The organism is Streptomyces sp. NPDC003023, assembly GCF_042888225.1.
GTDB lineage: Bacteria > Actinomycetota > Actinomycetes > Streptomycetales > Streptomycetaceae > Streptomyces.
Window position 1 is genome coordinate 86,502 of sequence record NZ_JBIAPL010000014.1, and the last position, 12,859, is coordinate 99,360.

Annotated in this window: 9 protein-coding genes; 5 read left to right on the forward strand and 4 right to left on the reverse strand. The window is 72.8% G+C overall.

The genetic code is table 11. The features are described from left to right. Positions 1-37 precede the first annotated feature (37 nt). Positions 38-1,222, reverse strand: a complete 1,185-nt coding sequence (locus ACFYV1_RS31545) for a helix-turn-helix domain-containing protein (RefSeq protein ID WP_389399053.1) — start codon at positions 1,220-1,222, stop codon at positions 38-40. Between the two features lie 124 nt (positions 1,223-1,346). Between ACFYV1_RS31545 and ACFYV1_RS31550 the strand changes: the two genes are divergently transcribed. The 4 genes from ACFYV1_RS31550 (at position 1,347) to ACFYV1_RS31565 (ending at position 8,511) form a co-directional block, all read left to right on the forward strand. Further along, the gene (locus ACFYV1_RS31550) at positions 1,347-1,955 is read left to right on the forward strand and encodes a toll/interleukin-1 receptor domain-containing protein (protein ID WP_389399054.1); all 609 of its coding nucleotides are present in this window, start codon (positions 1,347-1,349) and stop codon (positions 1,953-1,955) included. 10 nt (positions 1,956-1,965) lie between these two features. After that, on the forward strand, positions 1,966-4,188 hold the full coding sequence (locus ACFYV1_RS31555; protein ID WP_389399055.1) for a PQQ-binding-like beta-propeller repeat protein: 2,223 nt from the start codon (positions 1,966-1,968) through the stop codon (positions 4,186-4,188). A 16-nt stretch (positions 4,189-4,204) separates the two neighbouring features. Next, positions 4,205-4,636 (forward strand): hypothetical protein, encoded by a 432-nt coding sequence (locus ACFYV1_RS31560; protein WP_389399056.1) that lies wholly within the window; start codon positions 4,205-4,207, stop codon positions 4,634-4,636. A gap of 71 nt (positions 4,637-4,707) precedes the next feature. After that, the gene (locus ACFYV1_RS31565; protein WP_389399057.1) at positions 4,708-8,511 is read left to right on the forward strand and encodes an AAA family ATPase; all 3,804 of its coding nucleotides are present in this window, start codon (positions 4,708-4,710) and stop codon (positions 8,509-8,511) included. A 99-nt stretch (positions 8,512-8,610) separates the two neighbouring features. On the opposite strand, the gene ACFYV1_RS31570 is transcribed toward ACFYV1_RS31565, so the two are convergent. Then, positions 8,611-10,071 (reverse strand): MFS transporter, encoded by a 1,461-nt coding sequence (locus tag ACFYV1_RS31570; protein WP_389399058.1) that lies wholly within the window; start codon positions 10,069-10,071, stop codon positions 8,611-8,613. A 262-nt stretch (positions 10,072-10,333) separates the two neighbouring features. Between ACFYV1_RS31570 and ACFYV1_RS31575 the strand changes: the two genes are divergently transcribed. After that, positions 10,334-10,990, forward strand: a complete 657-nt coding sequence (locus ACFYV1_RS31575) for a DUF1772 domain-containing protein (protein WP_389399059.1) — start codon at positions 10,334-10,336, stop codon at positions 10,988-10,990. 98 nt (positions 10,991-11,088) lie between these two features. On the opposite strand, the gene ACFYV1_RS31580 is transcribed toward ACFYV1_RS31575, so the two are convergent. Together ACFYV1_RS31580 and ACFYV1_RS31585 are read right to left on the reverse strand one after the other, a co-directional pair. After that, entirely contained in the window at positions 11,089-11,802 is a 714-nt protein-coding gene (locus ACFYV1_RS31580; protein ID WP_389399060.1) for a transglutaminase family protein, read from the reverse strand. Next, complete coding sequence (locus ACFYV1_RS31585) at positions 11,793-12,842, reverse strand: ketoacyl-ACP synthase III family protein (RefSeq protein WP_389399061.1); 1,050 nt, start codon at positions 12,840-12,842, stop codon at positions 11,793-11,795. Before ACFYV1_RS31585 ends, ACFYV1_RS31580 begins: the two co-directional genes overlap by 10 nt. Between the last annotated feature and the right edge of the window lie 17 nt (positions 12,843-12,859).

Sequence of the window (12,859 nt, forward strand, 5' to 3'; positions counted from 1 at the left end):
GGGGCCGGCCGGGAGCCTTGATCCGTGCTCCGTACGGTCAGCCGGTCGCGAGGGCGGCCGACGCGTCGATCAGGGCGAGTTGGCCAGGGCCGGCTCTGCGGGAACGCGCCTCCTCCACGAACCGGGCGAGCTCCGCGCGGACGGTGGCGGAGTCGATGACCCTGATCACGGGCAGCGTGGCATCCACGATCCGACAGGCGTCGTCGAGCGAGCCGGCACCCGCCAGGGCTGTCGCCTGCCGGACCGCGAAACGGGCCCGGGAGTTGCTGTCCACCAAGCCGGCCGGTCCGAGCCCGGTGGCGAAGAGACCGGCGGCCAGGTCGAAGCGACGGAGGCTGAGCATGCAGGACGCTTCGAGGAGGTGCGCGCTGCCGTTCTCGACGCGTGGGCCCCAGTGAGGCGGACGGCCGGCGCCGATCTCGGCGGCGTGGCTCGCGAACCGCTCCAGTGCGTCCCGGCAGGCTCCGGCGTCACCACGGCGCGCATGGCTCAGCGCCGCGCGTCGTGCGGCGTGGGCGCGGATCACCGAGTTGGCCGCCGGGTGCCGGGCCGCCTGATCGGCGAATCCGATCGCCGCACAGGTGTCACCGCGGTGCTGGGCGATGGACGCCTTGCGGACCAGGGCGTAGGCGGCCACCGTCTCGTCCCCGCCGTCCGCGCCCCAGCGGACAGCGAGACCCGTCCAGCGCAATGCCTCCGCGGGATTTCCCGCCTCCTGCGCCATCCACCCCGTGTATTCGGCGAACTTCGAGGCCAGCAGGAGGATTTCGGCCTGCTGTGTGCCGACGGCGTGCCGGCCGGCGTCCGTCAGGATTCGGATGATCGACTTCATGGAAGCGGTGACGAACCTCGGCCCGGTGGACCTGCCGATGCCCTTCAGCTCCCCGAGCACGCGCTCGTATCCGGCGATCACCGGGCCGGACTCGACGATGTCGTCAATCCGGGCGCCGCGATGCCCGGTCCCGGCCAGTTCGACCAGTTCCCCGCCGGTGCCGAAGGCCGCGTCACAGGCCGCCGCCACGGCGGGCGACGGGTTGCGCAGTCCGCTCTCCAGATTGCAGATCTGCCCCTCGGACACGTTCGCCCGCCGGGCGAACTCGCGCACGCTCCAGCCGTGACGCGCCCGAAGCGTGGCCAGGACGACGCCGAAGTCGCCCGGCGGCAGACGCGTGCCGGCGTTCCCCGCCGAGACCGTCCCCGCCGTGCCGTCTGCCGGATCCATACCGGCCAGCGTACGGAGCCCCGCGGCCGCTATTCAATCCTCGGTGAATACTCACCGCGCGCCTGCTCCGCCCCTAGGGTGAGCACCATCTGTGACGTCAAGACCTCACGGAGAGGGGGCACTTGTGCCACGCATCTTCCTCAGCTTCCGTAAATCCGATTCCCGGTGGATGCGAGACCGCGTCTACCGCTCGCTGTCCGACCGCTTGGGCGCCGACGCGATCTTCAAGTCGGGCCAGTCGATTCCGCCCGGGGCCGATTTCGCCGAGATCCTGCGGCGGCAGGCCGCCGGGTGCGAGCTCATGTGCGTACTGATCGGGCCAGGGTGGCTCGAGGCGCGGGACGAGAACGGCATGCGGCTCCTGGACCGGGCTCACGACTGGGTCCGCCTGGAGATCGCGACGGCTCTGCGGGAGGGAAACCGCGTCGTCCCCGTCCTCCTGGGAGACGCGACGATGCTGCCCGACGCCTCTGCGCTGCCGGCCGAGATCAAGGAGCTGGCCCGTCTGCAGTTCCTCCGCGTCCCGGAGACCCATCTGCCGCACGCACTGGACCACTTGGGCGACGCGCTGACCGCTCTCTTACCCGGAACCGCCGCCGCCCCCGCCGCCGAATCCGGGCAGGGCGGGGCACCGGCCGCCGATCCGGACCCGTCCACGACCATGACCGCCCATGTGTCCGGCGGCGGCAGCGCCTACCAGGCGGCCCGTGACCTAACGATCAGGCAGGCGTGAGGGGCTCACGGTGGACCATCCCGCAACAGAGGGAACTCATCGGATCGGACCGTACGCGCTGCTCAACAGAGAGCGCACGGTCGGCGGAAATGAACTCTTCACGGCCCGCACGGACGAGGGACTGCTCGTCACGGTCACGGTCGTGGGACCCGAACTCGCCGCGAGCCCGGGGTTCCGGAACCGGTTCAAAGCCGCCGTCGAGACGGCCCGCACGCTGTCCGGCGCCTTCCTCCTGCCGGTGGTGGACGCCGACGCCGACGCGCCGGTCCCCTGGCTGGCGACCCGGTTCACCGCCGGACTGTCCCTCCGGCACACCGTGGACCGGCACGGAGTGCTGAGCGAACCGGCTCTGCGCGTGCTCACCGACGGCCTCGCCCGAGCGCTGGCCGGCCTCCACGAGGCCGGGACGATCCACGGCGAAGTGGGCCCGGACGCGGTGCTGCTGACCATGGACGGGCCCCGCATCAGCGCCCTGGGCATACCGGGAACCACCGGAAACCCGGCGCCCTCACCGACCGGCGACATGTTCGACCTGGGATCGACCGTGCTGTTCGCAGCCTCCGGAGGCGAGCAGGACACGAGAGCCCTGCCCGCGTCGCTGCGCGAGGTGATCGGCGGCTGCCTGTACCCACGACCGTCGGACCGCCCCACCGCGGAGCAACTCGTCGACTACCTGGAGCATCAGAACCTGCCCGCACCGGCAGGCAGTTGGCTGCCACCGGCGGTGACCGCCGACATGGCCGCGGCCGCCGCGTCGGCGGGCTCCGCTGCCGGGGGCGGCGCCTGGGGCCCCGTTCCTGTGCCGCCGGTGCGCACCGGCGGCACAGGCGTCAGCCGCCGGAACCTGATCATCTCTCTGGCCGGGGGCGCGGCGTTGCTCGGCGCAGGCGCAGCGGCACTCGCGTTCTCCGGCGACTCGTCCCCGGCTCCCGAAGGCCGGGCCGGCGGGCCCGGGACCACCACGCGGCCGGCTCCTCCGCCAGGCGAGCGAACCACGCCCACCCCCTCCGCGTCCTCGTCCCCGGCGGACGGACCGGAGCGGGTCGTACTGGCCGGACCCGACGCCGCCAAGGCATGGTCGAAGACCGGCAAAAACGCCCCCACCTGCCTGGAAGCCTCCGACAAGGTGGTCATGGTGGTCACGGACACGGCCACGTCCTTCCTGGACGCCGCGACCGGAGACTCCGCGTTCGACCCGCTGAACACCACCAACGACTACGGCACGAGAAGTCACAGGTACCCCACGGCCTACACGGACGGGGTGTTCTACCTGCTCTGCGACACGCCGAACCGCTCAGGCGTGCTGGCAGCGTTCGACGCCGCCGGCGGGAAGGTCAAGTGGGCCAGCCATCTCGCCGCAAGCGATCCCGGCGGCCCCCAGCTCGTGTCGATGTACCCGAGCAACTACGTGGCAGCCGCGGGGAACACGGTGTACGTATGCGGGCAGGTGCGTGATCTGGACGGGAAGTTCTCGGTCGAGGATCCGACCACCGGCTACATTCGCGCGTTCAACGCCACCACCGGCAAGAGACTGTGGCAGGTGGACGGCACCGACATCAACAACGTGCTCGTGCCGCCCTCCGGTTCCCTTCTGCTGGCCGCCTCGGCCGTGCCGGGCAAGAAGCCCGGCCGTGTCCAGATGATCGACGCCGGCAGGAAGGGGGCTCGCGGCTGGAAGGTCTCCGTCCCGCACGCCTCGTCCTACTTCACCCTCGGCTGGCCCATGACGTGCTACGCCGCCGGGCTGTTCCTGTTCGCCGGCGGCGACGGCGACACGCTGCTCGCCGTCGACGCGGCCACCGGCAGCGAGAAGTGGCGTCAGCGCTTCGAGGCCAGGAACGGGGACAACGTCAAGTTCGGCACCCCCTTCGCCAGTTTGGACGGCGCGACCGTCTACGTACCGGTCGGCGGCGAGCTGGCCGCCCTGGCCACGGCCGACGGCACGCCCCGGTGGGTCGCGACACTCGACGGCGCCGGCGAAGGAGGCCGTTCCAACCTGTTCAACGCATCCCTCAGGCTGGGCGGCAGGAACGCGCAGTGTTCGTCCGACACCGTATTCGCCACCGACAGCGCCAAGACACTGTGGGCCATCGACGCGTCCACCGGCCGGGCCCGGTGGAAGTACAGCGACCCCGGACAGCCCGACGTGGGATTCCTGTGGACGGTGGGCGGCGACCACGTGTTCATCGCCTCCCACCTGACCATGACCGCGATCGCGGCCCACGGGCGCTGAGAAGCAAGGAGAAGACATGGAGACGAGCGTGGAACTGGCCGGACTGGCATCCGTGGCCGCGGCGCGCCTGATCGACCTGCTGGCGACGGACGGCTGGGACGCGGTCAAGTCGTCGGTCCTGTCGCTGTGGCGGACCGCGCACCCGGAACGCGTCGAGGAGGAACTCACCGAAGCCAGAGCCGAGTTGATCCAGGCAGAGCAGACGGGCGACAACACGGAGCTCCAAGGGCTGCTGGCCGCCGAGTGGCAGGCCCGCATCATCCGCCTCATGGCCACCCGGCCGGACACCGTGGACGAGCTGCGCACACTGCTCGCCGAAGACCTGCGCACCGCCGGAAGTCCGGAGCAGCAGATCACGGGCTCGATGACGCTGGAAGCGCACGTCAGCGGCGGCGACGCGTTCCTGGCCGGCCGGGACATGAATGTCGCCAGGGGCGGACAGGCGTGACAAAGAACGGCACCGGCGCACCCCCGCCCCCCGACAGGCCGCCCCTGTGGCAGCCGAAACAGGAGGCGACCGTGACGGGAGGGGGCGACTCCTTCCAGGCCGGCCGCGACATGCACATCCGCCTCGGTGACCAGGGGCGCAGAACCGTGCCCGGTCCCGGCGCCGACCAAGTGCTCTGCCCCTACCCGGGCTTGGCCCCGTTCGACGCGCGGCACAAGCAGTGGTTCTACGGCCGTGAGCGCATGGTTCACCTCGTGTGCGAGCGGATGGACGCCCGGATGCGTGAGGGCGGCCCGCTGGTGCTGATCGGCCCCTCGGGCGCCGGGAAGTCGTCCCTGCTCGCGGCCGGAGTGCTGCCGGCCCTGGACGACGGCCGGCTGCCGGTGGCGGGCTCGAGCACCTGGCCGCGGCTGCTGCTGACCCCGACGGCATCCCCGGCCCTGGCACTGGCCGCCGCAGCCGGGCTCGACACCGACACCGACACCGCCCGGCGCACGGCAGCGGCGTGGCAGGCCGATCCCGCACAGTGCCTTGACGAGCTGCGCGAGCTCGTCACCAAAGCCGCCGATCCGGCCCCCACCGGGACGTCACCGTCCGCCGGCCTGGTCGTCGTGGTCGACCAGTTCGAGGAGGTCTTCACGGCCTGCGCCGACGAGAGCGAACGGCAGTGGTTCATCGACGTACTGGACCGTCTGGCCCGCCCGGCGGGCGGTGCGGTCGTGGTGCTGGGAGTGCGCGCGGACTTCTATGCCGCGTGCACGGCCCATCCGCGACTCCGGGCGGCGCTCCAGGCCGGACCCGTCCTGCTGGAACCGATGAGCGAGGACGAACTCAAGGACGCGATCCGCCGCCCGGCCGACAACGTGGGACTCGACGTCGAGGACGGCCTCGTCGAGCTGCTGCTGGCGGACCTGGGCGCGGTCAGCGGACCGGCCGGCACGAGCATCACGGGCCGGCTGCCGCTGCTCGCACACGCGCTGCGGGCCACCTGGCAGCAGCGCCACGGCCACACACTCACCGTGGACGGATACCGCGTCACCGGCGGCATCCAGGGCGCCATCGCCACCACGGCCGACAGGCTCTACGACACCTTGCCGCCGCCCTGCCAGGAGGCCGCACGGTGGGTGTTCCTGCGGCTCGTCATCGTGGGACGCGACGCCGACGACAGCCGCCGGCGCGTCCGGTACGACGGACTGCTGCGTCACGCGCCGGACCGGGAAGCGGCCGGCAGGGTCCTGGACGACTTCACCCGTGGCCGGCTGCTGACCCGGGACCAGGACACGGTGGTGATGACCCATGAGGTGCTCATCCGCGCCTGGCCCCAGCTGCGGGCCTGGATCGAGCACGACCGCAACGGCAATCTCCTGCGACAGGACCTGGAAGAGGCGGCCGCGCTCTGGGAACAGGCCGACCGGGAGGCAGCCGTGCTGTACCGCGGCAACCGCCTGGAGGCCGCACTCGACTGGGCCGGGACGCACGGGCCGGAACTCAGCGGCGCCGCCCGGGCCTTCCTGACAGCCGCCCGCAGCCACCAGCGGCGCGGGCAACGGCTCCGGCGCGCCGCGGTCGCCACCATCACCGCCCTGGCCGTGGTCGCCTCGATGGCCGCGGTGTTCGCCTTCCGGCAGGAGGCCGACGCCCTGCGAGCCCGTGACCGGGCCATCAACGCCGCCGTCACCTCCGCGTCCGTGCAACTGGCACCGACCGATCCCTCACTGTCCGCTCAACTCGCGCTGACCTCCTACCGCATGGACCCCGCCCCGGAGGCGGCCTCCCGGCTCATCTCGACCGAGAACACACCGCTGGCCATCCGGCTACCCGGCCCGCGCGGCGCGGTGTACACCGTGGCCTACAGCCCCGACGGACACATGCTGGCGGCGGGGAACGTCAACCAGAGGCTGGTCCGGCTGTGGGACGTCTCCGATCCCGGCCGTCCGGTGGCGCTGGGCGAACCCGTGCCGGTGGACCGTTCCGTCAACTCGATCCTGTCGCTCGCGTTCAGCCCGGACGGCCGGGTGCTGGCGGTCGGCGGCCACACCAGCGACAACGGAGACGGCGGTTCCGGCGGATTCGTCGACCTGTGGAGCCTGACCAGCCCCAGCCACCCCGTCCTGCTCGGCCGGCCGAAGGCTCCCGCCGTTCAGGGCTTCGACGCCGCGACGACCATCGAATCGCTGGTGTTCAGTCCCGACGGCCGTACCCTGGCCGCAGGATGGCACGCCGGACTGGTCAGCCTGTGGGATCTCACCCGCCCCGGCGATGCCCGCCCCGTGGGGGCGCCCCTGAGCCTGGACTGCCCCGATGTCTTCTCCCATCGCGTCACCTTCAGCCCCACCGGTCACACCTTGGCCGCCGCGTGCGACGACGACGCCGGCACGATCAGCCTGTGGGACCTCACCGACCCGGCCCGTCCCGACCGCCGTCACACGGTGAAGACCGGGCACTCCGTGGGCACTCTCGCGTTCAGTCCCGACGGCCGAACCCTGGCCGCCGGATCCTCGGACAGCAAGGTCCACCTGTGGAAGGGCGCCGACACCGACCGCCCGTCCCGCCTGGGCAAACCGCTCACGGGCCCCGCCCAGCCCGTCATGTCGGTGGCCTTCAGCCCCGACGGAACCACCCTTGCGGCGGGCAGCGCCGACCACACCATCCACCTGTGGAACGTCACCCGTCCCACGGCCATCGGCCTCCTGGGCCGGCCGCTGACCGGCCCGGGCGACGCGGTCACCGACGTGGCGTTCAGCCCGGACAGCCGTACTCTCGCCGCTGGAAACACCGACGGCAACGTCGATCTGTGGAGTCTGCCGCCGACCCGGATCATCGGTGCCGCGGGCAATGTGGCATCCGTGGCGTTCAGCCCGGACGGCCGGACCCTGGCCGCGGGAAACCAGAACAACACCGTCTCGCTGTGGAACACCACCGACCCGAACAACCCGGTTCCCCGCGGTGAACCGCTCAAAGGTCCAGGGGACCCGGTCAACGCCGTGGCGTTCAGCCCGGACGGCCGCACCCTGGCCGCAGGCGACAGCGGCGGCACCGTCACGTTGTGGAACACCGCGGACCCAAGCCGTCCCGTTCGCCTCCGTGAGACCCTCACCGGAGCGGACGGGCTCATCTTCTCCCTGACGTTCAGTCCCGACGGCCGCACCCTGGCCGCGGCCGGGGACCACGAGCACGGCAGCATCGCCCTGTGGGACGTCAGCGACCCCGCGCACCCCGTCTCCCGGCCGGGCGTCTCCAATTCCGCCACGTCGTCCGTCATGTCCCTGGCGTTCAGCCGCGACGGCACGATGCTGGCGGCCGGCGGCGACGGAAGCAACGGCACCGTCGGACTGTGGAGCACGACGGACCCCGGGGTCCGCATCGGGCAGCCGATCGAACAGCCGACCGCCACCCACACCTGGGTGGCGTTCAGCCCGGACGGCCGCACGCTCGCCACCGGGAACAGCCGCGGCACCGTCACCCTGTGGAACGCCACCGACCCCCACCACCTCACCCGCAGGGGCGACCCCTTGACGGTGCCCGGCGGCAGCCTGTGGTCGGTGGCGTTCAGCCCGGACGGGAACACCCTCGCAGCGGCCGGCCACACCGACAACGGCACCATCAGCCTGTGGAACGTCACCGACCCCGACCGCCCCACCCCCATCGGCCTGCCGCTGACCGTGGAGACCGGATTCGTCGCCGTCATGGCGTTCAGCCCGGACAGCCGGACCCTGGCCGCCACCACCGACGACGGCGTGGCCACGCTCTGGGACCTGAACGTCGAGTCCGCCATCAGCCGCATCTGTGCCGCAAGCTCCGGCGCCCTGAACCGGCAGCAATGGAGCCGGCACGTTCCCCAACTGGCGTACGACCCACCCTGTGCGACCACCTAAGGGCTTGCAGGGAAGCAACACCTTGATTCCCTGCAAGCCGACGTCGAGAGGACGGCCGTACCGGTTGCGGAGACTGCCCCGACATCCACGCCGCTCGGATCACCCGACCGGCGGGCGGACCGGCCGCCGCCGCAGCGCGACGGCCGCCCCCAGCACCAGCAGCGCGAACCCCGCCCCCGTCGCGAACCCGCCCGCCATGCCCGCCCCCTGCGCGGACACCGTCACCAGCGTCGCCAGACCCACCGAACCCCCCACGCTCTGCACCGCGTTCAGCACCCCCGCCGCCGCCCCCGCGTCGGCCGGCGACAGTGACGAGGTCGCCAGCACCGTCAGCGGCAGCACACACGACGCCATCCCCACCCCCAGCAGCACCAGCGCCGGAAGCACCGCCACCGCGTACGGCCCCCGCGCGCCCACGGCCAGCCACACGTTCGCGCACACCAGCAGCCCCGCGCCCACGGCCAGCAACCGCCGCGCACCCAGGCGCCCCAGCAGCCGCGGACACACCCCGGCGGTCAGCGCCATGGCGGCCGGCAGCGGCAGCAGCGCACCCGCCGCCCCCAGCGCGGGCCAGCCCCGCTCGGCCTGGAAGAACTGGCTGAGGACAAAGTACGTGCCGATCAACGCGCCCGGCACCGCCACCGTCGCCGCGTACGCCAGCAGCCGGTCCCGGTCGGCGAACAGCGCGGGCACGACGATCGGCTGCCGGGCACGCCGCTCGATCCACCCGAACGCACCCAGCAGCACCAGCCCCGCCACCGCACTGCCCACCACCGTCACATCACCCAGCGGCCGCTCGGCGGCCCGCGTCAGCCCGAACACCAGCGCCGCCGCCCCCAGCGCCGACACCAGCGCACCCGCCGCGTCGAAGCGGCCCCGGGCACGCGGCGTCTCGGCGAGCACGAACGGCGCCGCCACCACGATCGCCAACCCCAGCGGCACCTCCAGACACACCACCCACCGCCAGGAACTCAAGCTCGTCAGCGCCCCCGCCAGCAGCAGACCGCCCGCCGTGCTGAGCGCCCCGACCGCCGTGCACACCGCGATCGCCCGCGTCCGCGCCGTCCCTTGCGGGAACATGCTCAGCAGCAGCGCCAGCCCGCTGGGCGCGGCCAGCGCGGCCCCCGCGCCCTGCACCGCCCGCACCGCGATCAGCATCTCGCCCGACACGGCGACCCCCCGCAGCGCGGCGGCCGCCGTGAACAGCGACACCCCGGCCACGAACACACGCCGCCGGCCCAGGAGATCACCGGCCCGGCCGCCGAGCAGCAGCAGCCCGCCGAAGACCAGCAGATAGGCGCCCACCACCCACGACGCGCCGACCGCCGACAGACCGAGGTCCGCCCGCATCCCGGGCAGCGCGACGTTCACGATCGGATCGTCGAGCTGGATCATCGCGTTGCAGCCGGCGATCACCGCGAGCGCGGCCGCCGGCCGTCCCGCGCCCCGCGGCCCGCCCCCACCGCCCGCACCGGACGCATCGGACGCATCGGACGCACCGCCCGCATCGGATGCATCGGATGCGACCGGGGCGGGCTTGTCGAAGAGCTGCACGGACATGACGGCCTCCCCAAAAAAAGAGCGTGCCGGCGCGGACAGCGCCCCGGGCACGCTCTCAACGACCGCTCGAGAAACCGTCGAAACCCGCTGGTCCCCGCACCGCCGCCACCGCTGCGGCCGCCCCCTCGCCTCGAGACCGCGTCCAGCACCGCTCGGGCGGCCTGGCCCGCGTACCCGCCCCGTCCCTAGGCTTCCTGCGCTCGCGCGCGTCGGCCCGGCACCTTTCGCGAGCTGCGCGTCACGCCCACAGTGAGGACTGCCGATGACCGCCCACCCGTACCAGCCGTACGGTCCTGCGAACCCGTACGCGCCCGTGCCGCCCCGGCCCCCCTCCCGGCCGCAGGCCCCCGCGCCCAGCAGGACGGCCGGCATCCTGCTGGTGATCTCGACCGTCACCATGGGCCTGATGTCCGGTCTGTTCTTCACCTTCGACATCTCGATCATGCCGGGCCTGGCCCGCACCCACGACCGTGTCTACGTCGAGGCGATGCAGAACTTCAACCAGCTCATCGACAACAGCGGCCTGTTCGCGCTCGTGTTCATCGCCGCGTTCGGCGCCACCACCGCCGCCGCCGTCATCGAGTTCCGGCGCGGCCGCCGCTCACCGGCCCTGTGGGCCACCGTCGCCGCGTCCCTCTACGTGGTGGCCCTGCTCATCACGTTCTCCGTCAACATCCCCCTGAACATGGAACTCGCGCAGCTCGGCGACCCGGCCAAGGTCACCGACTTCGCCCTCGTCGACAAGTTCAAGGGCATCTGGGAGACCACCAACATCGTGCGCACCCTGCTGTGCACGGCGGCCCTGGGCTGCCTGGCCCACTGCCTGAAGGTCCACGGCCGCGCCACCGCCACCGGACCGGCCCCCACCGCGCCGGCGATGCCACCGCACCTGCCGCCCCACGCGCCGCGCACCGTCTGACACTCCGCGGCCCCGCGGCCCCCGCAAGGTCCCACGGCGAGCGGTGCCGGTCCCCGGCCACGGGGGACGGCACCGGCACGGCCGCCGCCAACACGGTGTCACCCCGGCGGCGCGGCACCGGGATCCGCCATCTGCCGGTACTCGTCGAGCCCCGGATACCGGCGCGGTATCTGCGTGGTCAGGAACCGGGCCGGCACGTCGTGGAAACTGCCGTGCCGGGCCGTGTACGAGAAGAACGCCGCACCGCGCCGGTCGGTGGCCGGCAGCAGCGCGTCCGACACGCCGTCGAACCCGGTCGGCGCCACCCCCAGCCGCTCGCACAGCTCCTGGTGGAACATCGGCGTGGCCTTCACCCACCGGCCGTCCAGCCACAGCTCGCTGTAGCCGTGCCAGGCGAACACGTCGGTGCCCGTCGCCGCCCGCAATCGCCGCCCGCTGTAGTGGTGGTTGACCACATCGGCGAACGCCACCCGTGCCGGGATCCCGGACGCCCGCGCCAGCGCCGTCAGCAGCGACGCCTTGCTCACGCAGAAACCGTGCCCCTCGGCCAGCACACTGCTGGCCCGGTAGGTCTCCGCGTCCCGCAGATAGGCGCCCATGGAGATCGCCCGGCCCGGCGGGATGCTGCAGTAGGCGACCTGGTCGCGCACCCGCTCGTACAGGGCACGGGCCTTCTCCGAGCCCCGGGCGCCCGGCGCGATCCGGGCAGCCGCCTCCCGAACCGCGGGGTGGGCGCTGTCCACGTAGCGGCCCGGCGACAGAAACCGGTGCACGTCCTCGGGCAGCCGCACCGCGGCTCCGCTCAGCGGCATCGGTCCGCCCCGGGCGCGGCGGTGAACTCCAGTACGGCGACAGTGCAGTTGTAGCCGCCGCCCAGCCCTGCGACCACCACCCGGTCACCGGCCCCGACCGCACCGGAGACAATCAGGTCGTCGAGGGCGGCCAACTGGTCGGTGCAGCCGACGTGCCCGATCCGGCGGGCGAACGGCCAGGTCGAGCGGTCGATACCGATGCCCAGCGGGTCCAGGCACTGCTCGTACAGGGCCTCTCTGCCCAGCGCGGGCCCGGCCACCCACCGCACGTCGTCCGCGGTGATCCCCGCCTCCGCCAGGGCCAGCGCACCGGCCCGGTGCATCAGGTCGGCCATGCGGCGCTTGGCCTCGTCGAGCCCGCCGCCGAGGGTGTCGGAGAACTCCATCACCCGGTCGAAGAAGCCGATCGGGTAGCCGGCCCGCGGGTCGGCCGAGAACGGCATCGCCCCGCGCTGCATGCCCTCCAGGCCCGTGTCGGCCATCGACACGGTGGACACGACGCGGGCGAAACCCTCCCCGCGGGTCACCACGGCGGCGCTCGCGCCGTCACCGAAGACGAACACCGGCGGCGCCGCCCGCCACCGGTCCCACGCGCCGTCGCCGAACCGGTCCGCGGCGGTGATCATCGCCGCCCGTCCGGCCGGACCGGCCGCCAGATGCGTGCACGCCAGCTCCAGCGCGCCGACGGCCGAGTTCGACAACTGGTGGATCTCCAGCGAGACGCCGTGCCCGTCCAGTACGTGATGCTGCAGATAGGCGGCGGCGTTCCAGCCGGGCAGCCCGTTGTGGGTGGCCACCGCGTGCAGCAGCAGCGCGAACCGCTCCGCCCCGATCCCCGAACGGCCGAGCGCGGCCCGTGCCGCCCTCATCGCCATCGCGGGCTGCGAGTCGGCGTCGTCGTCGCAGACGGCGACCCGCTGCTGCCCCGTCGCACGCTGGTACTCGCGACTGTAGCGGCCGTCGGCGATCGCCTCGTCGACCGGCACCGTCTTGGGGTGCCAGGCACCGGTGGCGGCGAGATGGATGTCGTCGTGACGCATGGGACGGTCCTTTCATG

Coding starts and splice junctions, on each gene's coding strand:
- ACFYV1_RS31560 (WP_389399056.1), top strand. CDS start 4,205: ATGGAGACGAGCGTGGAACTGGCCGGACTGGCATCCGTGGCCGCGGCG.
- ACFYV1_RS31575 (WP_389399059.1), top strand. CDS start 10,334: ATGACCGCCCACCCGTACCAGCCGTACGGTCCTGCGAACCCGTACGCG.
- ACFYV1_RS31570 (WP_389399058.1), bottom strand. CDS start 10,071: ATGTCCGTGCAGCTCTTCGACAAGCCCGCCCCGGTCGCATCCGATGCA.
- ACFYV1_RS31585 (WP_389399061.1), bottom strand. CDS start 12,842: ATGCGTCACGACGACATCCATCTCGCCGCCACCGGTGCCTGGCACCCC.
- ACFYV1_RS31545 (WP_389399053.1), bottom strand. CDS start 1,222: ATGGATCCGGCAGACGGCACGGCGGGGACGGTCTCGGCGGGGAACGCC.
- ACFYV1_RS31580 (WP_389399060.1), bottom strand. CDS start 11,802: ATGCCGCTGAGCGGAGCCGCGGTGCGGCTGCCCGAGGACGTGCACCGG.